The 22,881-nt window shown below is 70.7% G+C and carries 23 protein-coding genes and 2 tRNA genes; 5 read left to right on the top strand and 20 right to left on the bottom strand.

The genetic code is table 11. The annotated features are described in order from the left end of the window. Positions 1 to 63 precede the first annotated feature (63 nt). The 7 genes from MFF56_RS22660 to MFF56_RS22690 all read right to left on the bottom strand — a co-directional run bounded on the left by MFF56_RS22660 (position 64) and on the right by MFF56_RS22690 (position 5,262). A complete protein-coding gene (locus MFF56_RS22660) occupies positions 64 to 411 on the bottom strand; it encodes a helix-turn-helix domain-containing protein (protein ID WP_238231225.1) in 348 nt (115 codons plus the stop codon). A gap of 38 nt (positions 412 to 449) precedes the next feature. Further along, positions 450 to 893, bottom strand: a complete 444-nt coding sequence (locus MFF56_RS22665; protein WP_238231227.1) for a hypothetical protein — start codon at positions 891 to 893, stop codon at positions 450 to 452. After that, complete coding sequence (locus MFF56_RS22670; protein WP_441338609.1) at positions 890 to 1,264, bottom strand: L5-gp82 domain-containing phage-derived protein; 375 nt, start codon at positions 1,262 to 1,264, stop codon at positions 890 to 892. Before MFF56_RS22670 ends, MFF56_RS22665 begins: the two co-directional genes overlap by 4 nt. 138 nt (positions 1,265 to 1,402) lie before the next feature. After that, positions 1,403 to 1,777, bottom strand: coding sequence for a hypothetical protein (locus MFF56_RS22675; RefSeq protein ID WP_238231230.1), 375 nt, complete (start codon positions 1,775 to 1,777; stop codon positions 1,403 to 1,405). A gap of 30 nt (positions 1,778 to 1,807) precedes the next feature. Next, positions 1,808 to 2,050 carry a hypothetical protein gene (locus tag MFF56_RS22680; protein WP_238231232.1) on the bottom strand — a complete coding sequence of 81 codons (243 nt, stop codon included), beginning with the start codon at positions 2,048 to 2,050 and terminating at the stop codon, positions 1,808 to 1,810. Between the two features lie 13 nt (positions 2,051 to 2,063). Beyond that, complete coding sequence (locus MFF56_RS22685) at positions 2,064 to 4,643, bottom strand: AAA family ATPase (RefSeq protein WP_238231234.1); 2,580 nt, start codon at positions 4,641 to 4,643, stop codon at positions 2,064 to 2,066. A gap of 85 nt (positions 4,644 to 4,728) precedes the next feature. Continuing rightward, positions 4,729 to 5,262, bottom strand: coding sequence for a hypothetical protein (locus MFF56_RS22690; RefSeq protein WP_238231236.1), 534 nt, complete (start codon positions 5,260 to 5,262; stop codon positions 4,729 to 4,731). A 448-nt stretch (positions 5,263 to 5,710) separates the two neighbouring features. On the opposite strand from MFF56_RS22690, the gene MFF56_RS22695 reads away from it, so the two are divergent. Further along, positions 5,711 to 6,109, top strand: a complete 399-nt coding sequence (locus MFF56_RS22695; protein WP_238231237.1) for a hypothetical protein — start codon at positions 5,711 to 5,713, stop codon at positions 6,107 to 6,109. Positions 6,110 to 6,111: 2 nt separating this feature from the next. Further along, on the top strand, positions 6,112 to 6,582 hold the full coding sequence (locus MFF56_RS22700) for a hypothetical protein (protein ID WP_238231239.1): 471 nt from the start codon (positions 6,112 to 6,114) through the stop codon (positions 6,580 to 6,582). A 2-nt stretch (positions 6,583 to 6,584) separates the two neighbouring features. Here MFF56_RS22700 and MFF56_RS22705 read toward each other — a convergent pair whose 3' ends face one another. Both MFF56_RS22705 and MFF56_RS22710 read right to left on the bottom strand, forming a co-directional pair. Next, positions 6,585 to 6,818 carry a primosomal replication protein gene (locus tag MFF56_RS22705; protein WP_238231241.1) on the bottom strand — a complete coding sequence of 78 codons (234 nt, stop codon included), beginning with the start codon at positions 6,816 to 6,818 and terminating at the stop codon, positions 6,585 to 6,587. A 24-nt stretch (positions 6,819 to 6,842) separates the two neighbouring features. Continuing rightward, positions 6,843 to 8,192, bottom strand: coding sequence for a hypothetical protein (locus MFF56_RS22710; protein ID WP_238231242.1), 1,350 nt, complete (start codon positions 8,190 to 8,192; stop codon positions 6,843 to 6,845). 88 nt (positions 8,193 to 8,280) lie between these two features. Here MFF56_RS22710 and MFF56_RS22715 point away from each other — a divergent pair, with 88 nt between their 5' ends. Further along, positions 8,281 to 8,550 carry a hypothetical protein gene (locus tag MFF56_RS22715; RefSeq protein ID WP_238231244.1) on the top strand — a complete coding sequence of 90 codons (270 nt, stop codon included), beginning with the start codon at positions 8,281 to 8,283 and terminating at the stop codon, positions 8,548 to 8,550. Positions 8,551 to 9,011: 461 nt separating this feature from the next. Here MFF56_RS22715 and MFF56_RS22720 read toward each other — a convergent pair. The 11 genes from MFF56_RS22720 to MFF56_RS22770 all read right to left on the bottom strand — a co-directional run bounded on the left by MFF56_RS22720 (position 9,012) and on the right by MFF56_RS22770 (position 18,979). Beyond that, positions 9,012 to 9,085: transfer RNA gene (locus tag MFF56_RS22720), tRNA-Gly, on the bottom strand. Positions 9,086 to 9,161: 76 nt separating this feature from the next. Then, positions 9,162 to 9,245, bottom strand: a tRNA-Tyr gene (locus MFF56_RS22725). Between the two features lie 81 nt (positions 9,246 to 9,326). Then, on the bottom strand, positions 9,327 to 11,021 hold the full coding sequence (gene recJ, locus MFF56_RS22730) for a single-stranded-DNA-specific exonuclease RecJ (RefSeq protein WP_238231262.1): 1,695 nt from the start codon (positions 11,019 to 11,021) through the stop codon (positions 9,327 to 9,329). Between the two features lie 241 nt (positions 11,022 to 11,262). After that, a complete protein-coding gene (locus tag MFF56_RS22735; protein WP_066918321.1) occupies positions 11,263 to 12,663 on the bottom strand; it encodes an NAD(P)(+) transhydrogenase (Re/Si-specific) subunit beta in 1,401 nt (466 codons plus the stop codon). Between the two features lie 4 nt (positions 12,664 to 12,667). Then, on the bottom strand, positions 12,668 to 13,117 hold the full coding sequence (locus tag MFF56_RS22740; protein WP_066918323.1) for a proton-translocating transhydrogenase family protein: 450 nt from the start codon (positions 13,115 to 13,117) through the stop codon (positions 12,668 to 12,670). A 24-nt stretch (positions 13,118 to 13,141) separates the two neighbouring features. Beyond that, a complete protein-coding gene (locus MFF56_RS22745) occupies positions 13,142 to 14,365 on the bottom strand; it encodes a Re/Si-specific NAD(P)(+) transhydrogenase subunit alpha (RefSeq protein ID WP_238231247.1) in 1,224 nt (407 codons plus the stop codon). A 134-nt stretch (positions 14,366 to 14,499) separates the two neighbouring features. Beyond that, the gene (locus tag MFF56_RS22750) at positions 14,500 to 14,793 is read right to left on the bottom strand and encodes an aa3-type cytochrome c oxidase subunit IV (RefSeq protein ID WP_066918327.1); all 294 of its coding nucleotides are present in this window, start codon (positions 14,791 to 14,793) and stop codon (positions 14,500 to 14,502) included. Positions 14,794 to 14,932: 139 nt separating this feature from the next. After that, positions 14,933 to 16,294: an ABC1 kinase family protein gene (locus tag MFF56_RS22755; RefSeq protein WP_238231264.1), complete on the bottom strand. Its 1,362-nt coding sequence runs from the start codon at positions 16,292 to 16,294 to the stop codon at positions 14,933 to 14,935. 84 nt (positions 16,295 to 16,378) lie between these two features. Then, positions 16,379 to 16,780, bottom strand: coding sequence for a type II toxin-antitoxin system death-on-curing family toxin (locus MFF56_RS22760; protein ID WP_066926745.1), 402 nt, complete (start codon positions 16,778 to 16,780; stop codon positions 16,379 to 16,381). Further along, positions 16,777 to 17,001, bottom strand: a complete 225-nt coding sequence (locus MFF56_RS22765; RefSeq protein ID WP_066926744.1) for an AbrB/MazE/SpoVT family DNA-binding domain-containing protein — start codon at positions 16,999 to 17,001, stop codon at positions 16,777 to 16,779. Before MFF56_RS22765 ends, MFF56_RS22760 begins: the two co-directional genes overlap by 4 nt. Positions 17,002 to 17,104: 103 nt before the next feature. After that, positions 17,105 to 18,979 (bottom strand): M3 family oligoendopeptidase, encoded by a 1,875-nt coding sequence (locus MFF56_RS22770; protein ID WP_066926742.1) that lies wholly within the window; start codon positions 18,977 to 18,979, stop codon positions 17,105 to 17,107. A 300-nt stretch (positions 18,980 to 19,279) separates the two neighbouring features. Here MFF56_RS22770 and MFF56_RS22775 point away from each other — a divergent pair, with 300 nt between their 5' ends. Continuing rightward, positions 19,280 to 20,767 carry a sigma-54-dependent transcriptional regulator gene (locus tag MFF56_RS22775; protein WP_066926740.1) on the top strand — a complete coding sequence of 496 codons (1,488 nt, stop codon included), beginning with the start codon at positions 19,280 to 19,282 and terminating at the stop codon, positions 20,765 to 20,767. A gap of 124 nt (positions 20,768 to 20,891) precedes the next feature. Beyond that, positions 20,892 to 22,871 (top strand): L,D-transpeptidase family protein, encoded by a 1,980-nt coding sequence (locus MFF56_RS22780; protein ID WP_066926738.1) that lies wholly within the window; start codon positions 20,892 to 20,894, stop codon positions 22,869 to 22,871. Positions 22,872 to 22,881: the final 10 nt, after the last annotated feature.

Raw genomic sequence — 22,881 nt, forward strand, 5'->3', positions numbered from 1 at the left:
CGCGCACGTCCGGTCCATGGCGAGGTCCTCCGCCGGGGATGATCGCGGAACTCGGCCGGGGCGCTAGTCCAGCGGGGACGGTAGGCGGGCATCCTCGTCGGCCTGCGGAACGGTCTCGGTCGGGTTTCGGGCGAGGCGTGACATGACCGACACGACATTGAGGCCGACCGCTTCCGCCACCAGGATGGCCACGCCGACGTCGACCGGCCGCCCCGCCTCCAGGTCATCGATGACGCGCTCGGGGATGCCGGTGACGACGGCTAGGCGCCTGAGGGGCATGCGCCGCGCGAGCCGGACGCCGCGCACCGCCTCGCCGACGTCGCGCCGGCGCCGGGCGGCCTCGGCGACAGCGTGTTCCTCGGCCGACGGCTCGGGGCCGTCCGTAGTCGGGTCTTCCCAGTGCGCGCGCATCGTCGGTCTCCTTCGGTTGAGGCTACGCCCCGCGCTGGCTAGTCACCAGAACTCAGCTCGCCGACGCCCGACGGGCACGGCGGCGCCATGTGGACGTCGGGCGTCAGGCCGTTCTCGCGCAGGAGACCGCCACCGCCCGTGACGCCCCCGCCGACGGGCGTCCAGGTCCAAGCCAGGTTGCCCCAGCGGTCCCGGCCGCCCTCGCCGATGGCCTGGAGCTCGATGCGCTCCTTGCCGGTCTTCGTGTCGACGGTCCCGCACGTGATTTGGACGGCCCAGGCGTCGCCCACCGGGTCGGCGTAGACCCGGGCGAATCCCGCGCGACCGCCGGCGGCCGGCCCGCGCACGGATAGGTAGAAGCGGTCGCCCGGCTGCGGGAAGGGCGGCGGCTCCGGCACGGGCTGGGCCTGGCGGGCCGCCTCGACCGGGACGGTGGCTGCGAGCAGGACGGCGGCGAGGGCGAGGAAGCGGGCGACGGTCATTGGCAGGTCTCCAGGGAGGGGGTGGGGTTGGCCGCCCAGGCGGTGCCGTCCGGCTCGAACCAGACGCGGCTGGCGGCGGTGACGACCTCGTTCGTGTCGCGGCGGCGGAAGCCGGGCTCGGTCGGGCGGTACCCGATGCGGATGGCGTCGTCGGGCCGGGCGCCGTCGGCGATGATGCCCTCGATGGTCGCCACGACCTCGCGGCGCGCCGCGGCCTGGCACCGGAGCCTGCCTGCCTCGCTGGCGCGCATGACGCACTCGGCGAGGACTAGGGAGGGCGCGTGTCCGATGACGCGGCGCTTGCGGAGGATGCTCCACGACAATGAATGCAAGTTCCAGTGGATGCGTACGGGGGCTTGATCTGGGGTCATGGGGGGCGCTCCGCACGAAGGGGGACGGCGGCGCGGGGGGACGCGCCGGGGACGGGCATGCCGGTCTGGCCGGCTCGGGCGCCGATGGGCGCCCGCGGGGTGGGCCGCGGTATTCGCGCGGCCGGGGTGGCTATGGCGTCAGGCGGCATCGGAGCCTCCGGGCGCGTCCACGGGCTCGGACCGAGGCTTCCGGACGACGTCGAACCAGCGCACGACAGGATCGATGCTGCGGTCCTCGGCCTGCAGCGGGGCCGTGGCGAACGCCTCGAACTCGGCCCGCGCGATGACTAGCGAGGCTTCCTCTGGCGACATCTGCCCGCGGATGGCCCGCTGGGCCGCGCGATCCGCACGTTGGCAGTAGGCGTCTGCCAGGAGCTCGCAGATCTCGCCGGCCTCCGCGGCGGCCTCGATGCGGAGCACGACGCCGGAGTGGGCGGCGAAGACCGCCCGCAGGACCTCGCGGGCATCGGCCCGGTTAGACGGGTGGACGTCGGTGCTGGCTGGTTCTGACATCGTGGTCTCTCCTTCGGGTGGGACGGGGGGTCAGTGGCAGGCCGGGTCGCGGCGCGATCCGGTCCGCAGCAGGGAGCGGGCGAGGCGGCCCGCGTCGGCGGCGGCCGCCTTTGCGTCGAGCTCGCCGGAGGCCACGCGGGCCATCATGTCGGCGACGACGCGGACGCCGTCGGCGAGGAGGGCGTCTTCGCCGGCGCGGGAGAGCGCCGAGACGAGTAGCAGGCTGCTGACGCGGAGCTGGCCCGCGTCGCTGGGAGGCTGGAGGAGCGTCACGACGATGGCCCCCCTAGCGGACCAGGGCCGCGGCGGGCTCGGCGACGAGCCGGGCCACCTCGTCGCCGTCGAGCCTGCGCCGCTCGACCAGGGCGTCGGCGACGCGGCGGACCGCGCCGGCGTGCCGGCGGACCGTGGCCAGGGTCTCGCCGTAGAGCCGGTCGAGGAGCTCCTGCACGTCCCGCCGCAGGAGGGGGTCCGTCGCCAGCGCCATCGACGGCTCCTGCTCGACCGCGACGAGGCCGCGGCCGCCCATCCCCCACTCGCCGATCAGGCCGACGGCCATGCGGGTCGCCGTCAGGAGGTCCTGGCGCGCCCCGGAGCTCGCGCTGTCGAGGAGCGTCTCCTCGGCCGCCCGCCCGCCCAGCATGATCCGGACGTGCTCCTCGACGGCGGCGCGCGTCCAGATGCCCTGGTGCGGGTCCTTGGCCGCCATCCATCCGCGCTCTTCGCCGCGCGTCTGCAGGGCCAGGACCATCTCCCGTCCGGGCTCCTCCAGGTAAGCCAGCAGGGCGTGACCGGCCTCGTGGACGGCGATCCGGTCGAGGACGGCGGCCGGGGTCGCCTCGTCGCCCGTGCCCGCCACCGCGAGCAGGTCGTCGAGGGCCAGCGGGCGCCCGGCATGCCTTGCCCGGCGGCGGGCGTCCTCGACGAGGGCCTCGATCATGGCCCCGGTGTAGCGCTCGGTCCGGTACGCGACCGGCATCAGGTCGGCGCCGGGCAGGTCGTCGCCGAGGCGCACGCGCAGCATCTCGACGCGCTCCCCGGCGTCCGGCAGCCCGATCTCGATGTGGCGCCCAAGCCGTCCCGGGCGACGGATGGCCGGGTCGATGCGGTTGGCGTCGTTGGTCGTCCCGACGACGATGACGCCTTCCCGGCCGCCCACGCCGTCCAGGCATTCGAGGAACGCGTTGATGATCTCCAGGACGTAGTCGGCGTGCGCGTGCCTAACGGTACGACGGTCGACGAAAACGTCGCACTCGTCGACAAGGACCAGGCATCCGCGCTTCCCGGCCGCCAGCGCCTTGGCCTCGGCGAAGAAGCGCCTCATCGCCCGCAGCGTCGTCCCGAGATGCGCCTGGTCCTCGGACTGCCACTGCGCCAGCGACGCGGCCAGGAGGGGAATCCCCGCGCTGGCGGCGATGGCCTGGGCGCCCAGGGTCTTGCCCGTCCCGGGTGGCCCGGACAGAAGCGCGCCGCTTGCGACCGAAGACCAGGGCGCACCGTCCCTCCACGCCTGGAGGTCGCGGATGACCTCGCGGCCGTACGCCACGACCTCGCGGCAGCCGTGGAGCTCGTCCAGCGTGATGTCCCGCCCGCGGCCCGTCGGCGCCGGCGGGGCCGCCAGGCGGACGAGATGCGCGACGCAGTCCGCCGGCGCCCGCCCGGGCCGGATGGACACCGCCAGGTGCTCCGCGGAGATGCGCAGCCCGTCGAGCGCGCGCCGGTCCTGGGGGGAGCAGGCGGCGCCCGTCGTCGAGCGGATCGCGGCGGCGACGTCGGACGTGTCGATGGGGGCCAGCGTCAGGCGGTGCTCCGCCGCCAGCAGCGCCGCAGCCGGCAGATGGGACGCCGCGTCAGGCGAAAGGCACAGGATCGCGCCTGGATGCCTAAGCAGGGCCAGGAACTCGCACGCCCGCCGGTCCCGGTCGCTCCCCTTGGGCGCGTCCTTGACGAGGTGCTTCCGCAGTCCAAGCGGCAGGCCGAGCGCGATGCTCGACCTGCCGTCCAGGGCGAGGATCGACAAGGCCTCCGGGACGTCGACTGTGACGACGACGTCCCGTTCCGCGAGCGCCTGCCGCAGCCCCGGGACCGCGTCGAGCGTGCGGGCGAGCTGGCGGAGGACGGCGAGTTCGACGGGGGAGAGTGCCTCGTCGGCCGCGTCCGGAGCCTCCTCTCGGTTCACGCCCGCACGGTCGTCGTCCATCTCCTCGGCGTGCGTCGGGCGCGCCGGCAGGGCCGCCGCGTTCGTCGACCTCAGGAACGTCTTGGCGTGGACCTCGGCGATGCCCAGCGGGTCAGTCGGGTCGTAGAAGGGGACGATCTCCGGCAACGCGTCGTCGCCCCCCTCGTCGAGCAGCGCCGTTCCGGACGCGCGCAGGACGAAGGCGGGGGCGTGCTCGCTCCCGCTCCGGGCGTAGGCCCACAGCGTGTCGACGAGGACCGGCGTCGCCGCGGCGTAGCCGAGCATGTGCAGATACAGCGTCAGGGCGTCATGCAGGACGGCGCGCGCCGGGGCGTTCACGCCGGGGATCTCCGGCGTCCAGAGCCCCATCGTACGCCACGTGGCCTCGGTGCGCCGGAGCGAGCCCCAGGCGAGGGACAGGGGCTCCAACATGGCCTCGTCGCCGGTCCCGGCAGGCGAGGCAAGCGTGTCCAGGCCGGACGCGTGCAGGGACAGGCAAAGGGCGGCGATAAACGCGTCGCCGCCGCATTCGCGCAGGACGGCCGCGCGGTTGCGGCGCGCCGTCGAGGGCGCGATGGCGAGGATGCGGGCTGAGAGGTCGCTGGGGATGCGGCCGCGGTGCAGTCCGGCCTGCCCGGCCAGGACGTGCTCAAGCGGCGCCGCACCCTTCGAGGGGGGCTGCTTCATCGGAAGACACCGTGTTGGCCTTGGCGCGACAGGATCGTCACCTAGGCTGAGGAGCCCCCCTCTTAGCAGCCCATCCGTTAAAGGATTATGAGTCCGATCCTTCGTCTGCGTTGCGCTTGAACGTTTTTCCCTTCCGGACGTCGAGGAGCAGGTCGAACGCGTTGGCGACGGCGCGCTTCGTGTTGCCCAGGGTCTCGAAGGGATTGTCGCCGCCCTCCGCGTAGCGGTCGGCGTAGAGGGCCAGGGCCGACAGCAGGGCGCCCATGCCGGGCGCATCGTATTCGTTCGCCGCGAAGGCCAGGGACCGCAGCACGACCGGGTTCAGCCCCTTCTTGGCGATCTTGTCCGGCTGGGTCGTGCGCCGGTTCAGGCCGAAGGCCAGCGGCAGCGCGTTCGTCCATCCCCCCGGCCAGACCTTCATGGCCGCGGCCGCGACGGCGTCGACGAGGGCCGCGTTGACCTCGGCGGGGTCGAGCGGCTCAGGACCGCCGTCCCCGAGGAGGAACGGCTGACGCTCCGGGTCGTAGGCGAGCGCCTGGTGGCCGACGCGCCCGACGACGGTCCATCCGGCGGGGCACGGCCACAGGTCGGCCGGCATGTAGTCGAGCACGATCTCCATGTCCCTCCGGATAGCACGGCCCCGGCGGCGCGCCACCGGCCTGGCGTGTCCGTTCCTATACCCATGTCGGTATAGGAGAGCCCGCATACCGACATCGGTATGGCCCGCAGGGCGAGGCCAGGCATTTGAGCGGACGCGGTTAACGGGGTCGCTTAAATGCCCAGCCCGATTGCGTTATATACGAGTCACCGATTTTTGGGCCGCTCTGCCGCCGAAAATCGGTGACTGATATACGCGTCAATCGCCGGCCGCCCGCGGACCCCGGCGTTAACCAGTCCCGGTCCGGAAACGTCTCCTGCAGGGGACGCCCCCTGAGCGAGGGCGGGATCGAACGTCTCCCCCGTAGGACGTCCCGGCGCGGCTTTCGGAGACCTCGTTAACCGCCCGGGCGCGTCCCTGTACGAATCCGGGGATCCCCGTACCCTCCCTGATGGGAAGGGACCGGGACATGCTGACGGACACCGAACTGGACGAGCTCGCGCGCGCCGTCGCCGGGCTCGGGGACGAGGATGCCGGGCGGCTCGACGGGGCGGTCCTGGAGCTCCGGCATCGACGCCGGGCCGAGGCCGAGGTGGAGCGCATCGCCGCGCTGCGGGCGATGTCGGACTTCGACGCCTTCGAGGCGGCATTGGATGTTGGGCAGGTTCTCGCCGCCGACGTGCACCCCATCGACAAGGCCCTGCAGGTCCTCCGTGACGCGGGCTTCGTGCGCGGCGACGGTCTCAAGGCCCTGTACCGGGCCGGCTGGAACGATGCCCTCAGGCGGTACCCGGACGACGGGGAGGCCGAGTTCCAGCAAGGCAGGGACCGCGCCATCGAGCGCCTCCTCATGATGGAGCGCATCTGACCATGGACGGGCAGACCCTGCGCGACCGGTTCGACCTGCGCCTGCAGGTCTCCGCGAGCGACGATTGCCTCGGCGACCGGGGCAGCCGCTACGTGGGCGTGAAGTCGTGCAAGCCCATGATTGAGGAAGCCGCCGCTGCGCTCGACCGAGAGCGGACCCTCCGTAAGGAGGCCGACGAGGCGTTGGAGCTCGCCTGGGAGGAACTCAACCGGGCGACCGAAGATCTCGACCGCGAGCACGCCCGGAGGGAAGCGGCGATATCCGCTGCCTTCGACGCAGCGGTGTCCGCATGCGTCGGGGCGTCCTACGGGCCGCCGTCGGGCTGGGGCGACGGCCGCCCGCGGGGCTGGCACCTGACGGAGCCGTGCTCGCCCCGGGACGCGTGCATGCACGACAACGGCTGCATGGACGCCGCCCGGCGCATCCGGCTGCGGCAGAACGCGGATGCCGAGAGGCGGGAGTCCCACGTCTAGGATTACTCCCGAGGGTGGATGACGACACCTTCAGCATCGTCCAGCATCTCCTGAAGCTCCTCCCAGCCCCGCTGCTCTTTGGCGCGTTCGGCATGGAGGGGATCGAGGATCGTCGGGTCGTCGGTATGGCTGTCGATGATCGGCGCCTGGTTCTTGTGGTGGACCCTGGCGGTGGCCAGGGCGCGCTTCAGTGCCTCGATCTGGTCGTCCGTCAACGGCTTAGGTGTCGTGGCCATAGACCTTGCTCCCCTCAATCAGGGTTACGGGCAACCGATGCCCTGTTTCTGTTGAGTAAACAGCATGACCATTCCCGTCATGTTCTCGACCGCCTGCTTCACTTGGGGCTCCCCAGAGCCAAGGCAGGCATAGAGATCATCATGCATTTCACGGTAGATCGAAATCTGGTCGTTCAGGAAGGGGCACGCAGGGCCTGGGCCGTTGAGGGAGATTTCGGGAGCGTTCTTGAGCTTCTCTCCAAGCTCCATCGACCGCTTCATCCGGCCGTCGTAGTAGGCGTTCTTGGCCTGCAAGGACGGGCATGCCTTGGCCATCCGCTCGTTCGCCAGCTTGGTTTCCTCGGCCTTCTCGGCAGCAAGTCGCGCTTCGCGCTCGACCTTGAGGCGTTCGTCCTCAGCCCTCTTGGCCTCGGCTTTGTCACGCTCTTCACGACGAAGCTTAGCCTCGACCTCGGCGCGCTGTGTGGCCTCCGCCTCGGCCTTCTCCCTCATGAACCGTTGGATGCGTGCGTCATCCGCCGCGCGTCGGGCTGCGTCAGCCCTATCCGCCTCAGCCTTCGCATCTCGGTCGGACTTGCCCTTCTCCCATGCCTCGGCCTCGGCAAGGCGGGACGAGCGGATCTTGTCCTCCAGCTTGAGTAGCGCCGCGTTGACCTCGTCGATGTCCGCCTGCGCAATGGGTGTGCCCCCGGCATTGGTGCCTCGGACACCGCCGCGCTTGGCGGATGCCGTTGACGGAGGAGCAGCCGCTAGCCGGCGCAGCCCGTCGAGCTTCGCCGATAGCTCCTCGGTCGTGCCACCTGCGTCAATGGCGTTTCTCGCTCCATTAAGGATTGAAAGCTTCCAGGATCGCAGCCCGTCACGTCCTTCCGCCGCCTGCTCTGCGAGAGCACCGTTTTCCCTATACGAAGACGAGATGAGGGCGGTGATCACGCTTCCCTCGATGGCCTGCTTGTCCTTGTTGCATTCGACGGCACGGTTTTGGAACGCTCTCCAGACATCCTTCGTCCACGCATAGACTGGAACGCCGAACGGAGCGTCGGGAGAGCCGTCCGGCGTTCCCCCCTGACGCCAAGCTCGTGAATCGACCGTTCTTCTGGTGAGGGCGGAGCAGGATAGCTGCGACGCCTGCGCGACGTAGTCTGGCTCGGCCCTCGCCTCCGTAGCGGCGACCGTGGCCACCAACGCCACCAGCATCAGACGTCCCATCATATCCCCCTTGCGTGCCCGTGCGAGGCGAGCCGACGCAATCCGCACGATAGGGATGGATGCAAACCCTGGGCGTTCGGTCAATCCTACGATGCGCTGGCGTCGGGCGGCAGCCTCGTCTGGGCGGATGACCCGGCTGACGTTGTCGCGGTCAGGCTTCGGCAATCGCTTCCTGCGACATCCTGTCCTGAATGCCGATTGCCGTTTCCGGTCCCGGGGCTTCGCTTCGATTGCAGGGACAAGGAGACATGCCATGACCGAAGCCAACCGCAGCGACATCATCTTCGAGCTCCACCTCGCCGAGGGCGAGGCCGACCGGAACGCCACTTTGGTGCGCCTCGTCCAGGCCTACCCGAGCCTGCGCGAGGACCTCCTCGACCACTGGTGCGAGATCGTCCTCATGGAGCTACGGGCGGCCGCATACCCGGAGCCGCCGTGCCCTCCGGTCGACGAGGCCGAGGCCGCGCGGGCCCTGGCGCGCTTCCGGGAGATGGAGGCGGAACTGGCCGCGGCGAACCCCTGAAACGAGAGCGCCCCTTTCGGGGGCCGTCCGGCCGGGATCGGCCTCGGGGCGAAGCTCTCGGGGGATACCCTGACCCCTGAAGGGGGACCGTGCCCGTAGGCCCGATGGCGCCGGCTCTCCCACGCCCGGGGTCCGGCGGTCTGGGTGGCCTGTGTCTTATGCCGGGTGCCCTAGCCCGTGGGCGTAGGCGGTCCCGGCAAGCCTTTCGGCGTTCGCTAGGGGCCTCGGCTCTCGCCTGCGCCCGCACCTGCCGGAAGCCAGGATCGACCTCGAATCGGCGCGCCGCAAGGGGCGATGGCGCCGGCGTCCGACGCGCTATCCCCACGAATCGTGAGCGCGCAGAAGCCTGGGCTGCGCGTTGTATCGATGTTGTATCGGGGGGGGGTCGGGCCCAAGCCGAAGCTGTGCAGGGACAGTGCCTAAGCGACTGTCCAGGCTTCAGGAAACGGCGATGAGAGGAGTGGAGCGGGTACCGGGAATCGAACCCGGGTATTCAGCTTGGAAGGCTGCTGCTCTACCATTGAGCTACACCCGCACAGCCTGTCGCATAGCATGGAGCGGGTCGCTTGAGAAGCGAACCGCAGAGCTGTCCGACAGTCCGTGTGATCGTTTGGTGGGGGAAGAAGGACTCGAACCTTCGAAGCTTACGCAGCGGATTTACAGTCCGCCCCCTTTGCCGCTCGGGACATTCCCCCAAACGAGCGGCCCGTCCGGGCCGCGCCGGGGTCTTATGGTTGGGGGCAGCCGCGGAGTCAACAGCCTCGTCGCGCCCCCGTTCAATCGGTGGGAGCGAGGTCGCAGATGCGCAGCTGCGCCCGCTCCGCGCCGCGCCAGCGATCGCACGAGAGGGTCCCGGCGACGTGGCACTCGCGGCCGATCCCGTTGAGGAGCGCGAGGCCGAGCGGACTCTGCGCGCTGCGGAAGCTGATCGCCCCGATGGCCTGCCCGTCGCGGCTGCGCAGGCGTGCCCGGACATGGCTCGCGCCCACCACGCCGGCATCGACGATGCGGTGATTGGCGAGCGCGAAGACGGGTTCGGGCGCGCCCTGGCCGAAGGGGCCGGCGCGCTGGATCAGCCGAACGGTCTCGGCAGTCGCGCCGCCCGCGCTGAGCGTCCCGTCGATGTGCAGCACGTCCGCCGCCCGCGCCTCGGCGACCGCGGCCGCGAGACACTCGGTCAGGCGCGCCTCGAAGCGGGTCAGGTCCTGACCTTTCAGCGTCACGCCCGCCGCCATGGCGTGGCCGCCGCCCTTCGCGGCGAGGCCCGCCTCGACGCAGCCGCGCACCGCAGCGCCGAGATCGGCCCCCGCGACCGAGCGGCCGGAGCCCGTGCTGGTCCCGTCCGGACGCAGCGCGAAGGCGAAGGCGGGCCGGCCGAAGCGCTCCTTCAGGCGCGAGGCGATCAGCCCGACCACGCCGGGGTGCCACTCGGCGCTGCCCGCGACGAGGACGGGACGATCCGGATCGAGGCTGAGCAACCGGTCCATCGCGGCCTCGGCATCGGCCACCGCCTGCGCCTCGATGAGCTGGCGCTCGCGGTTGAGCCGGTCGAGCTCGGCCGCGATCCGCACGGCCTCCAGGCTGTCGGCGGTCAGCAACAGGCGCGCGCCGAGGCTCGCGTCGCCGATGCGCCCGCCCGCGTTGATGCGGGGTCCGAGCAGGTAGCCGAGGTGCCAGGCCTCGGGCGGCCCATCGAGCGAGGCGGCGTCGAACAGGGCGGCGAGGCCGGTGCGGCCGCGCGCGCGCATCACGGCGAGGCCCTGGACCACGAAGGCGCGGTTGAGACCGGTCAGGGGCACCACGTCGGCGACGGTGGCGAGCGCCACGAGATCGAGGGCATCCGTGAGCTTCGGCTCGGTCAGGTCCCCGCCGAAGAAGCCCTCGCGCCGCAGGGCCCGGTTGACGGCCACCAGCGTCAGGAAGACCACGCCCGCCGCGCAGAGATGGCCGAGGCCCGAGAGGTCGTCGAGACGATTCGGGTTCACCAGGGCGCGCACCGGCGGCAGCACCTCGGAGGCGGCGTGATGGTCGAGCACCACGACGTCGAGGCCGAGCTTCTCCGCCTCCTCCAGGGGTCCGTGCCCGCTGGTGCCGCAATCGACGCAGACGAGAAGGCTCGCGCCCTCGGCGGCGAGCGCGCGCACGGCCGTGACGTTCGGACCGTACCCTTCCGTGATCCGGTCCGGGATATGGATGCGGGCGGTGACGCCGAGGCCCTGCAGGTAGCCGGCGAGCAGCGCCGCGCTCGCGGCGCCGTCCACGTCGTAGTCGCCGAACACCGCCACGATCTCGCCCCGGCGCACCGCACGGGCGATGCGCCGGGCGGCGATCTCCATGTCGAGCAGGGTGTCGGGGTCCGGCATCAGCGTGCGCAGGCGCGGGCTCAGATAGGCCTCCGCGCCGTCCGGGCGGATGCCCCTCCCCGCGAGGACGCGGGCGAGCAACTCCGGCAGGCCGTAGGCCTGGACCATGGTGGCGGCGTCGGCCTGCGCGACCGGGTCGGCGCAGCGCTCGCGCCACGCCCGCCCCTGGATCGAGGCGGAGACGCCGAGGAAGGGACGGGGCGGAGGGGTCACGGCGAGCACGCCGCGATCATAGCGCGGACCCGCCGCCGACGCTGCCGCCCGAAAACGACAGCGGGGCGGCCATCGCTGGCCGCCCCACCGGGAAAGAGCCCGCCCAAGGGCCCGAGGCCCTCGGGGATCCCCTGGATCAGAGGTTCTTCAGGATCGAGTCGACGACCTTCTTAGCATCGCCGAACAGCATCATGGTGTTGTCGCGGAAGAACACTTCGTTCTCGACGCCGGCGTAGCCGGAGCCCATGCCGCGCTTGATGAAGAGCACGGTCTTGGCCCGCTCCACGTCGAGGATCGGCATGCCGTAGATCGGCGAGGCCTTGTCGGTCTTGGCGGCCGGGTTGGTCACGTCGTTGGCGCCGATCACGAAGGCCACGTCCGCCTGGGGGAACTCGCCGTTGATGTCCTCCAGCTCGAACACCTCGTCGTAGGGCACGTTGGCCTCGGCCAGCAGCACGTTCATGTGGCCCGGCATGCGGCCCGCGACCGGGTGGATCGCGTACTTCACGTCCACGCCCTCCTTCTTGAGGAGGTCGGCCATCTCGCGGAGCGAGTGCTGGGCCTGCGCCACCGCCATGCCGTAGCCCGGCACGATGATCACGCGCTCGGCGTTCTTCATGATGTAGGCCGCGTCGTCCGCCGAGCCCTGCTTCACGGGGCGCGTCTCGACCTGGCCACCGCCGGCCGCCGCGGCGGCGTCGCCGCCGAAGCCGCCGAGGATGACCGAGATGAACGAGCGGTTCATCGCGTGGCACATGATGTAGGACAGGATCGCGCCCGAGGAGCCGACCAGCGCGCCCGTGATGATGAGCGCGAGGTTGCCCAGGGTGAAGCCGATGCCGGCTGCCGCCCAGCCCGAGTAGGAGTTCAGCATCGAGACGACGACGGGCATGTCGGCGCCGCCGATCGGGATGATGATCAGGCCGCCGAGCACCAGCGACAGGATCACGATCAGCCAGAACAGGAACTTCGACTCGGTGCCGATGAACACGGCCAGGAGCACCACCAGCGCGGCGGCGAGCAGCGCGTTGATGAGGTGGCGCTGCGGCAGCATGATCGGCTTGCCCGACATGCGGCCGTCGAGCTTGGCGAAGGCGATGACCGAACCCGTGAAGGTGATCGCGCCGATGGCGACGCCCAGGCCCATCTCGAACAGCGACTGCTTGTGGAAGTGGCCGTTCTCGATGATGCCGAAGGCCTGGGGCGCGTAGAGCGCGCCGGCCGCGACCGCCACGGCCGCGAGGCCGACCAGCGAGTGGAAGGCGGCCACGAGCTGCGGCATCGCCGTCATCGGCACGCGCTTGGCGATCACCGCGCCGGCGCCGCCGCCGATGCCGAGGCCGAGCAGCACGATCACCCAGGCGGCCGCGCCCGCGGGCGGGTGGCCGACCAGCGTGGTGAGCACGGCGAGCGCCATGCCGACCATGCCGTAGAGGTTGCCCTGTCGGGAGGTCGTCGGGTGCGAGAGCCCCCGCAGCGCCATGATGAACAGGACGCCGGCGACGATGTAGAGAAGGGAGGAGACGTTCTCGGACATCGGCTCAGGCCTTCTTCTTATACATGGCGAGCATGCGCTGTGTGACGAGGAAGCCGCCGAAGATGTTCACGGAGGCCAGCACGATGCCGATGAAGCCGAAGAAGCGGGCCCAGCCGCTGCCCTTCTCGATGTAGGGCACGCCCACCGCGAGCAGCGCGCCCACGATGATCACCGACGAGATGGCGTTGGTGACCGACATGAGGGGGGTGTGGAGGGCCGGGGTCACCGACCAGACCACGTAGTAGCCGACGAAGATCGCCAGCACGAAGATCGCGAGGCGGAACACGGTCGGATCGACGGCGCCGTGCGTCGCGGCGGCGACGCCATGGCCGAGGCCGTCGGCGATCGCCTGGGCCTGGTCGGCGGCGTTGCGGGCCGCCGCGGCGGCGGCGCGGGCGGTGTCGGCCAGGAGGCGGGTCTGATCCGCGGCCTGGTCAGGGGCGATGGTTGCCATGGGTGAGATCTCCTGGGGAGCCGGTTACGCCGCGCCCGCGCCCTTGGTGGCGCCCTGGGCCGCCTCGGACTTCGACAGGCCGACGGCCGAGGCCTCGGAGGCCGCGCCGTCGCCCTTCGGCTGGAACGAGGGATGCACGACCTGCCCGTCGCGGGTCAGGTTCGTGGCCTTGACCAGCTCGTCGTCCCACTTGATCGCCAGGGTCTTCGACTCCTTGTCGATCAGCGTCTCGAGGAAGGCGTAGAGGTTGCGCGCGTAGAGCGCCGAGGCAGTCGCCGCGAGGCGGCCCGGCACGTTGAGGTGCCCCACGATCTTCGCGCCGTTCGCCGTCGTCACGATCTCGCCGGCCTTGGCGCCGGCGACGTTGCCGCCGCGCTCGACCGCGAGGTCAACCAGCACGGAGCCCGGCTTCATCGAGGCGACCATCTCCTCGGAGACGAGCTTCGGGGCGGGTCGGCCCGGGATCAGCGCCGTCGTGATGACGATGTCCTGCTTGGCGATGTGGCCCTTGACCAGCTCGGCCTGCTTGCGCTGGTACTCGGCCGACATCTCCTTGGCGTAGCCGCCAGCCGTCTCGGCCTGCTTGAACTCGTCGTCCTCGACGGCGACGAACTTCGCGCCGAGCGATTCGACCTGCTCCTTCGTGGCCGGACGCACGTCGGTGGCGGTCACGACCGCGCCGAGGCGGCGGGCGGTGGCGATGGCCTGCAGGCCGGCGACGCCGACGCCCATGATGAAGACGCGGGCGGCCGGCACGGTGCCGGCGGCGGTCATCATCATCGGCATGGAGCGGCCGTACTCGGCGGCGCCGTCGATCACGGCGCGGTAGCCCGCGAGGTTCGCCTGGCTGGAGAGCACGTCCATCACCTGCGCGCGGGTGATGCGCGGCATGAACTCCATCGCGAAGGTGTCGAGGCCGGCCTCAGCCAGCGCCTTCAGCTCGGCCTCGCGGCCGTAGGGGTCCATGATGGCGACGACGGTGGTGCCGCGCTTCAGGAGCTTGGCCTCGTCGGCGCTGGGGCGGCGAACCTTCAGCACGAGGTCGGCGTCGCGGCCTGCATCCTCAGCGGAAGCCGCCACGGTGGCGCCGGCAGCCTCGTACTCGGCGTCGGGGACGCCGGCCGAGAGGCCCGCACCCGACTGGACCACGACGTCGGCCCCCAAGGCCTTGAATTTCTTAACCGTTTCCGGCACCGCCGCGACCCGCGGCTCCGCGGCGTCGGTTTCCGAAAGCACAGCGATGCGCATTCAGCTTACCCCTCAAATGGACCGCCACCGCATGCGCGAACCATGACGGTTTTACGAGGTGAGCGGGCGCTACTCGGTTGATGGAAACGGTGCGGATGTAACCGGGCTCGCGGTTCCGTCCCGGCTACGGCGCCTCAGGCGAAGAACAGGTACAGGAGCAGGAGGACGGCGACCGCGCAGGGGGCCTTCCAACCGACCGCCGGGGCCAGTGCACCGATCGTGCCGGCCGCGGACGAGGCCACCACGCCGGCGATCGCCGTCAGCCACGCCTCCCGGATACCGCCGACGGCGAGCGCCAGGACCCAGCAGATCACGACGCCGGTCGCGATCTCGATGAAGCGGATGAAGCCCTTGTAGGTCTGTTCGTGGGTCTTGGCGTCCATCGCCGGGCTGTAGGCTGCCCCGGACACGGTCTTGGTATCAGCCATCGTGCGCTCGTCCCCTGTGACGCCTGTTTGTTCTGTCGCAGGGGATTTAGCTCAAGCCCAAACGGGCGGCAATCGCGTTGCCGCCGTCATTAAGGCCAAGATCGCGCCGAAATGCCCACCTTCGCGCCGGTCCGGCTCCTCAGAGCGGCAGGTCGAGGCCGGCGGCTTTCAGGGCCTCGCCCTGACGGTGCGTCAGGGCGTCGAGGGAGAAGCTCTCGATCTCGGCCTCGAAGAGGCGGTGGTAGTTCAGCTCCGAGCGCAGGTGCAGGAACACCGCGCCGAGGCCGACCGCGGCCCGGTCCATGAACACGAATTCCTGGGGAACGGTGACCGGCCCGCGCTCCTTCAGGGCCTGATGGACCTGGAAAGCCTGCCGGCGACCGTACTCGCCGGGTTTCACGCCGTCAGCCACGGTGCGGGTGCGGTCCTCCAGCAAGGGACCGTAGATGAAGCGCGCCCAGATGTTCAGGATGTCGATGATCTCGCGGCTGAGATTCTTGAAGCCCCAGACCTCGTAGGCGTGGACGATGCGGGCCTCGTCCTCCTCCAAGAGACCGCGGTAGAGATCGACCACGCCGCCGACGAAGCGCGGGTGGAAGATGCGCACGCAGCCGTAATCGAGCAGGTTGATGCCCCCCGGCTCGCCGTCCTCCCGGAAGACCGTGTAATTGCCCAGATGCGGGTCGCCGTGGATCACCGCCGCGCGGCTGAACGGGTGCCACCACGCCTTGAACATCGCCTGGGCGAGCCGGTTGCGCACCTCGACCGGGCTCTCTGCGAAGTTCAGGATCCGTTCGCCGTCGAGCCAGCTGAGTGTCAACAGGCGCTTGGTCGAGAGGTCCTCATGGACCGTCGGCACCCGTACGGCGTCGATGTCCTTCAGCACCGCGCCGTAGAGGGCGGCGTGCTTCGCCTCACGGGTGTAGTCCAACTCCTCGCGCACCCGGGCGCCGATCTCCTTGGCGATCTCGCGAGTGTCGAGCCAGGAATTCATGCGCCGGTGCAGGGCGAAGGCGACCTCGAGCTGCTTGAGGTCGGCCTCAACGGCCGATTGCATGTCCGGATACTGCAGCTTGCAGGCGAGAGCCGCGCCGTCCCGCGCCGTGGCGCGATGCACCTGGCCGAGCGAGGCGGCGGCTGCGGGCTTCAGGTCGAAGCTGCCGAAGCGGCCCTGCCAGTCGGCCCCGAGCTCGGCCATCATCCGGCGCTTGACGAAGGCGGCCCCCATGGGCGGGGCGTCGGCCTGGAGCTTCTGCAACTCCGCGGCGTATTCGGGCGGCAGCAGGTCCGGAATGGTGGCCAGGAGCTGCGCCACCTTCATGATCGGCCCCTTGAGGCCGCCGAGCGCCTGGGCGAGCGCCGCAGCGTTGGTGGTGCCCTCGCCCCCGAACAGGCGGGCACCCGCCATCCGCGCCGCGACGCCGCCGACATTGACGCCGACGCGGGCGTAGCGGCTGGCGCGCGCGGAGAATCGGTTGGCTTCGCGGTCGGTCTCGGCCATCGGGCGGGTGCTCACCTCAGCTGTCGGGAGCGAGATAAGTGGCCCGTGCGCGAGTGCCAGGGCCGTGGGTCCCTGCGCCGCGGGTCAGGCCGGCCAGTTGTCGCGGATCCAGCGGGTGAGGCCGGATTCGTCGATCTCGCCCGCGGCGAGGCTCCGGATCATCACGACGGCCTCGGCCTCGTCGGCGAGGAAGTCGAGGTCGTTGAGTCCGAGGAACGTGACGAGCGCCAGCAGGGCGGCCCGCTTGTTGCCGTCGATGAAGGGGTGGTTCTTGGCGATGCCGAAGGCGTAGGCCGCCGCAAGCTCGGCCAGATCGACCTCCGCCTCCTCGGCATAGGCCACCCGGTTCACCGGACGTCCGAGCGCCGATTCGAGCGCGCCCTCGTCCCGGATGCCGGGCGGCCCGCCGAAGAGCTTCAGTTGCTGCGCGTGGAAGGCCTGGACGAGGTCGCTCGTGAGCCAGACGATCTCGCGATCCGTGCTCACTTCGCCAACTCCGAGAGGGCGTTGCGATAGGTCTTCATCGCCTTCTCGGCGATCTTCATGCCCTTCTCGAATGCCGGATCGTAGGGCGATAGGCGGACGGACCCATCCGCGTTCTCGGTCACGTAGAGCCAGTCGCCCTGGGCGATGTTGAGCTGTCCCAGAAGTTCTTTCGGCAGGATCAGGCCGGTCGAGTTGCCAACGCGCTTCACTTCCAGCTTCATGACCGTACTCCGATTCGTTGTACGGTCAGTATAACACTCGCGGCAGGGCTCGTACAGAGCCCTGCGGGAGGGCCTGTACGGCATCTGTATCGGAGAGACGGGTTCAGCGCTGCCCTTCCATCGACTCCAGCTCGGCGATCATCCCCTCGATCATGCCGAGCCCGATCTGCCAGAAGCCCGGATCGCTGGCATCGAGCCCGAAGGGCTTGAGCAGCTCGCCGTAGGGTTTCGAGCCGCCGGCCGAGAGCAGCGCGAAGTAGCGCTCCACGAAGCCCGATTCCGCCTTCGCGTAGACGCCGTAGAGCGAGTTCACGAGGCAATCGCCGAAGGCGTAGGCGTAGACGTAGAAGGGCGAGTGGATGAAGTGCGGGATGTAGGCCCAGTAGGGCTCGTAGCCCGCATCGAGCTGGATCGCCGGCCCGAGCGACTCGGCCTGCACGGAGAGCCAGAGCGCGTTGATCTGCTCGGTGGTCAGCTCGCCCTTGGCGCGGGCGAGATGCACCTTCCGCTCGAAGGCGTAGAAGGCGATCTGGCGCACCACCGTGTTGATCATGTCCTCGACCTTGGCGGCGAGCATGGCCCGGCGCTGCGTCGTGTCCCGCGTCTCGGCCAGGAGCTTGCGGAAGGTCAGCATCTCGCCGAACACGCTGGCGGTCTCGGCCAGCGTCAGCGGCGTCTGCGCCATCAGGGCGCCGTTCGGGGCGGCGAGCACCTGATGCACGCCGTGCCCGAGTTCGTGGGCGAGCGTCATCACGTCCCGCGGCTTGCCCTGGTAGTTCACCAGCACGTAGGGGTGGACCGAGGGCACGGTCGGGTGCGCGAAGGCGCCGGGCGCCTTGCCGGGCCGGGTCGGCGCGTCGATCCAGCGATCGTCGAAGAACCGGCGGGCGATGTTGGCAAGATCCGGCGAGAAGGCACCGTAGGCCGACAGAACGGTGTCGCGGGCCTCGGCCCAGGGGATCGTGCGCTGCTCGACCCGCGGCAACGGCGCGTTGCGGTCCCAGTAGGGCAGCGCCTCGACGCCGAACCACTTGGCCTTGAGGCGGTAGTAGCGGTGCGACAGCCGCGGGTAGGCCGCCTGCACGGCATCGACCAGGGCTGCCACCACCTCGGGCTCGACCCGGTTCGAGAGATGGCGGGCATCCGCCACGTCCTTGAAGCCGCGCCAGCGGTCCGAGATCTCCTTGTCCTTGGCGAGCGTGTTGGTGATGAGCGTGAAGATGCGCAGGTTGCCGCGCAGCACTTCGCTCACCGCGCCGGCGGCCTCGCGGCGCACCGCCCCGTCCGGGTCCTGCAGCTTGTTCAGCGTCGGCTCCAGCGGCAGCATCTCGCCCTGGACGGGGAAGCGCAGGCCCGCGATCGTCTCGTTGAACAGCCGGTCCCAGGCTGCGTTCGCGGTGACGGACTTCTCGAGGAACAGCTTCTCGACCCGATCCTCGAGCTGGTACGGCTTCTCCCGCCGCAGGTCCGCGATCCAGGGCGCGTAGTGGGCGAGCGGCCCGGAGGCCATCGCGGCGTCCAGCACCGCATCCTCGACCCGGTTGAGTTCGAGCGCGAAGAACAAGAGTTCACCGGAGGCGTCGGTGAGGCGCTCGCGGGTGTCGCCGTAGAACTTCGCGCGCGCCTCGTCGGTGGTGTCGCCCGAGTAGACGAGGCCCGCGTAGGACATCAGCTTGCCGAGCAGGTCCTCGATGCCCTCGTAGGCGCGCAACGCCTCGGCCAGCCGTTCGGAGGCGTCGGGGCCCGCTGCGAGGTCCGCGATCCGGCCCGCGTATGACGCCGAGAACGCCCGGCAATTCGCCTCCGCGCGCGCGAGGTCGTCGCGGAAGGCCGGATCGTCGAGGCCGGCGTAGAGATCGCCGAGGTCCCATTCGGGCAGGACCCCGAGATCGACCGCCCGGGCGGTCGCGCGGGCCGCCTGCGCGCTCTCGGCGCTCCGGCAGGGCTGCGCTTCGATGGCGGGAGCACGGTTGAGCATCGGCGGTCACATTCCTCAAAGGGCCCGTCCGCCCGGGGACGGACCCGAACCGGTCGGGCGAGCCGCTGATATCGAGCGGCACGGCCCCGCCTTCAACCGATTCGCGCGAGCCGTCGGTGACAACACCCTCGGCGCGCCGCCAGGGCGCCGTGCCCGAAATCCCGGCATCGTCGTTAAGCGCGGCTTTACGCATCTCGGCCAGGCTGCATCTCGAAACGGAACACGTTGCGGACCGCGACCGTCGCCGGGGGCCATCCTCCGGCGCGGCGGGATCGGCACGCCAGCACGAGGAAAGCCCGCATGACGACCACGGTGCTGATCGTCGACGACGACCCGGTGCAGCGCCGCCTCGCCGAGGCGAGCGTGCGGCGGTTCGGGTTCGAGGCGCGCACCGCGGAGAACGGCGCGGAGGCGTTGAGCCTGCTGCGCGGGGAACCCGATATCGATGTCGTCCTGCTCGACCTCGTCATGCCGGGCGGCCTCGACGGGCTCGGGGTGCTCGCCGAGATGCGCAAGAGCGATCTCGACACGCCCGTGATCGTGCAGACGGCGAACGGCTCGATCGACGCGGTCGTCAGCGCCATGCGGGCCGGCGCGGTCGATTTCGTGGTGAAGCCCGCCGGCGCCGAGCGGCTCCAGGTCTCGATCAAGAACGCGCTGCGGGTCGATCAGCTGGAGGAGGAGGTCCGGCGCATGCGCCGCCGCGCCTCCGGCGCGCTGACGTTCCGCGATCTCGCCTCGAAAAGCCCGGACATGGACCGGGTGATGCGCCTCGCCGAGCGCGCGGCCAAATCCACGATCCCGGTGCTCATCGAGGGCGAATCGGGTGTGGGCAAGGAGGTGCTGGCCCGCGCGATCCAGGGCTCCGGCGACCGGCGCGGCAAGGCCTTCGTCACCGTCAATTGCGGGGCGATTCCCGAGAACCTCGTCGAGTCGACCCTGTTCGGCCACGAGAAGGGCGCGTTCACCGGCGCCACCGAGCGCCATACCGGGAAGTTCGTCGAGGCATCGGGCGGCACGCTCTTCCTCGACGAGATCGGCGAGCTGCCCCTCGACGCGCAGGTCAAGCTCCTGCGGGCTTTGCAGGAGGGCGAGGTCGATCCGGTCGGCGCCAAGCGCAGCGTGCGGGTCGACATCCGGCTGATCTCGGCGACGAACCGCTCGCTCCTCGACCTCGTCAAGGCGGGCAAGTTCCGCGAGGATCTCTACTACCGCCTCAACGTCTTCCCGATGACCCTGCCCCCGCTCCGGGCGCGCCGCGAGGACATCCCGGACCTCGTGCGCTCGTTCTGCGCCCGCTTCTCGGCGGAGGAGAGCAAGCGCGTGCGCGGGGTCAGCGCCGAGGCGATGGCGCTGCTCACGCGCTACAGCTGGCCCGGCAACGTGCGCCAACTCGAGAACGCTCTGTTCCGCGCCGTGGTGCTGGCGGACGGGGACGAGCTGACCGTGTCGGAATTCCCGCAGATCGCCGCACAGGTCGAGGGCTTCGACATCCGCATCCCGCCCGCCCCCGGCCAGCCCGTCGCGGCGAACGCGACCCTCGAGCCGGTGCGCGAGATCGTGCGCGTCGAGGTGCGCGATCCCCACGCCATGTCGCTCGTCGTGGAGGAGACCGGCGAGATGAAGACGATGGAGGCGATGGAGGCGGAGGTGATCCGCTACGCCCTGCAATATTACCGCGGCCGGATGTCCGAGGTCTCGCGCCGCCTCGGAATCGGCCGATCCACGCTCTATCGGAAGCTCAAGGATCTCGGCCTTGACGAGAAGGCCGAGGACGCCGCGGCCTGACCCCACGGCCTGCTCCGCGCACCGGACAAGCGCGGTTTTCCCGAGGCGCATGCATACGGCAGCGCTTGATTCGATTATAGATTCGTGAGGATCGCGCCGCGCGGTCCGCTCGAGGAGAGCCATGATGGGCGTTCCGCGCTCCGCCACCATCGCCCTGGCCGCGCTGTTCGCCGGTACGCTCTTGCCCGCGCGGGCCGAGCCGGTCCGGGGAGAACCCGGCATGCCCCTTCGCACCGCGGCGGTGGAGCCGGACGCCGTTGCGCCCTCCGCAGCTCCGGCGGCTCCCGGCGCGGCGGAATCGGCCAAGCCCACCACTCCGGACGAGGCGGTCGGTGTTCCAGCCGAGGGCGGCCCGAAGGCGGAGACGCCGCCGGCTTCCGCGCCCGACAGCGCCGCGGCGCCCGCCAGCCCGAGCGATCCGCGGGCGGCGGCGATCTTCAACCGGCTCGCCGATACGGCACCCCTGCTCGGCCGTCTCACCACGAAGGACCGGGAGGCCATCCGGGCCTTCTACGCGCTGGGCGCCTTCCAGCCGGTCTGGTTCAGCGAGGGTGCCTACAATCCGGCCGCCAAGGCCGCGGTGGCGCGCCTCGCCGCGGCGGGCGAGGACGGTCTCGACGCGCGGGCCTATCCCGTGCCGAAGCCGCCCGGCTCCGCGGACGACCTCGCGGCGATCGCCGACGCCGACCTGAAGCTCTCCGCCGCGGTCGCGCTCTACGCCCGCGACGCTCGCGGGGGACGCGTCAACCTTGCGTCGATCTCGCGGCTCATCACCCCGAGTCTCGATCTACCCACGGCCGATTCGGTGCTCACCGCTGTGGTGGCCGCCGGGCCGGAGGCGGGCAGCGTGCTCCAGCGCTACAATCCGCGCCAGCCCGGCTATCTCGCCCTGAAGGCCCGGCTCGCCGCCCTGCGCGGTCCGGCCGAGCCGAGCGCCTCCGGGCCGAGCAAGCCCCTGAAGCTGGCGCCCGGTCTGATGCTCAAGGTCGGCATGCGCGACCCCCGCGTGCCCGCCCTGCGCCAGCATCTCGACATTGAGGCGCGCACGCCCGGCACGCTCGACCACGGAACCGGCGAGCCCGACCTCTACGACGCGCATGTCGCGAAGGCGGTCTCGGCCTTCCAGCGCACCCGCGGCCTGCCCGCGACCGGCAATCTCAACGCCCAGACCGTGATGGCGCTCGCGGGCGTCGAAACGACCCGCCACGCCAGCGCGGACGAGGCCGCGCTCGTCGTCAACATGGAGCGCTGGCGCTGGCTGCCCGCCGATCTCGGGCCCGACTACGTGCTGGTCAACGTGCCGGAATACCGCCTGCGCGTCGTCCGGCAGGGGCGCGTGCGCGACGAGACGCGCGTCATCGTCGGCAAGACCGAGTCGCCGACACCGCTCTTCTCCGGGATGATGGAGTACGCGGTCGTCAACCCGTCGTGGTACGTGCCGCCCTCGATCCTCAAGACGATGCTGCCGAAGATCGCCGCCTACGGCGGCAAGACCTGGGGGGGCTACGAGGTGGTGCGCCGCGGCGGCCACGTCTCCCTGCGCCAGCCGCCGGGTGAGAAGAACGCGCTCGGCTTCGTCAAATTCATGTTCCCGAACAACCACGCGGTCTACCTGCACGACACGCCCAACCGCTCGCTGTTCGGCCGCAACGACCGCGCGCTCAGCCACGGCTGCGTACGGGTCGACGACCCGTTCCGCTTCGCCGACGCGGTCCTGTCCGAGGCCTGGACCAGCGAGCGGCTGAAGAAGCTCATCGGCAAAGGCGAGCGCACGATCCGGCTCGACGAGAAGCTGCCGGTGCACCTCGCCTATTTCACCGCCTACGTGGACGATTCCGGCAGCTACCGGACGCTGCCCGACATCTACGGCTACGACGCGCCGATGCGCGCGGCCCTCGGCCTTCCCGGCGGCGGCGGACCGGCGATCGCACGCGCCCCGAAAGCACCGAGCGAGCCGCCGCGGCGCACGGCCGAGATGCCGCGCCCGAAGCCGAAGGTCCGGCACGTCGCGCGGCCGACGGCTCGCGCGGAGGCGGCACCGATCTACGCCGACCCAGACCCTTGGGCCCCTCGCCAGGCGCCGGTCTCGCGCGGCTGGTGGTGAGGCAGCACTC

The organism is Methylobacterium hispanicum (assembly GCF_022179285.1).
Classification (GTDB): Bacteria; Pseudomonadota; Alphaproteobacteria; order Rhizobiales; family Beijerinckiaceae; genus Methylobacterium; species Methylobacterium hispanicum.

What these genes read in the sequence shown, in the direction of transcription:
- MFF56_RS22660 (WP_238231225.1), bottom strand. Translation starts at nt 411, where the DNA reads ATGCGCGCGCACTGGGAAGACCCGACTACGGACGGCCCCGAGCCGTCG.
- MFF56_RS22665 (WP_238231227.1), bottom strand. Translation starts at nt 893, where the DNA reads ATGACCGTCGCCCGCTTCCTCGCCCTCGCCGCCGTCCTGCTCGCAGCC.
- MFF56_RS22670 (WP_441338609.1), bottom strand. Translation starts at nt 1,264, where the DNA reads ATGACCCCAGATCAAGCCCCCGTACGCATCCACTGGAACTTGCATTCA.
- MFF56_RS22675 (WP_238231230.1), bottom strand. Translation starts at nt 1,777, where the DNA reads ATGTCAGAACCAGCCAGCACCGACGTCCACCCGTCTAACCGGGCCGAT.
- MFF56_RS22685 (WP_238231234.1), bottom strand. Translation starts at nt 4,643, where the DNA reads ATGAAGCAGCCCCCCTCGAAGGGTGCGGCGCCGCTTGAGCACGTCCTG.
- MFF56_RS22690 (WP_238231236.1), bottom strand. Translation starts at nt 5,262, where the DNA reads ATGGAGATCGTGCTCGACTACATGCCGGCCGACCTGTGGCCGTGCCCC.
- MFF56_RS22695 (WP_238231237.1), top strand. Translation starts at nt 5,711, where the DNA reads ATGCTGACGGACACCGAACTGGACGAGCTCGCGCGCGCCGTCGCCGGG.
- MFF56_RS22700 (WP_238231239.1), top strand. Translation starts at nt 6,112, where the DNA reads ATGGACGGGCAGACCCTGCGCGACCGGTTCGACCTGCGCCTGCAGGTC.
- MFF56_RS22705 (WP_238231241.1), bottom strand. Translation starts at nt 6,818, where the DNA reads ATGGCCACGACACCTAAGCCGTTGACGGACGACCAGATCGAGGCACTG.
- MFF56_RS22715 (WP_238231244.1), top strand. Translation starts at nt 8,281, where the DNA reads ATGACCGAAGCCAACCGCAGCGACATCATCTTCGAGCTCCACCTCGCC.
- recJ (WP_238231262.1), bottom strand. Translation starts at nt 11,021, where the DNA reads ATGGTCCAGGCCTACGGCCTGCCGGAGTTGCTCGCCCGCGTCCTCGCG.
- MFF56_RS22735 (WP_066918321.1), bottom strand. Translation starts at nt 12,663, where the DNA reads ATGTCCGAGAACGTCTCCTCCCTTCTCTACATCGTCGCCGGCGTCCTG.
- MFF56_RS22740 (WP_066918323.1), bottom strand. Translation starts at nt 13,117, where the DNA reads ATGGCAACCATCGCCCCTGACCAGGCCGCGGATCAGACCCGCCTCCTG.
- MFF56_RS22745 (WP_238231247.1), bottom strand. Translation starts at nt 14,365, where the DNA reads ATGCGCATCGCTGTGCTTTCGGAAACCGACGCCGCGGAGCCGCGGGTC.
- MFF56_RS22750 (WP_066918327.1), bottom strand. Translation starts at nt 14,793, where the DNA reads ATGGCTGATACCAAGACCGTGTCCGGGGCAGCCTACAGCCCGGCGATG.
- MFF56_RS22755 (WP_238231264.1), bottom strand. Translation starts at nt 16,294, where the DNA reads ATGGCCGAGACCGACCGCGAAGCCAACCGATTCTCCGCGCGCGCCAGC.
- MFF56_RS22765 (WP_066926744.1), bottom strand. Translation starts at nt 17,001, where the DNA reads ATGAAGCTGGAAGTGAAGCGCGTTGGCAACTCGACCGGCCTGATCCTG.
- MFF56_RS22770 (WP_066926742.1), bottom strand. Translation starts at nt 18,979, where the DNA reads ATGCTCAACCGTGCTCCCGCCATCGAAGCGCAGCCCTGCCGGAGCGCC.
- MFF56_RS22775 (WP_066926740.1), top strand. Translation starts at nt 19,280, where the DNA reads ATGACGACCACGGTGCTGATCGTCGACGACGACCCGGTGCAGCGCCGC.
- MFF56_RS22780 (WP_066926738.1), top strand. Translation starts at nt 20,892, where the DNA reads ATGGGCGTTCCGCGCTCCGCCACCATCGCCCTGGCCGCGCTGTTCGCC.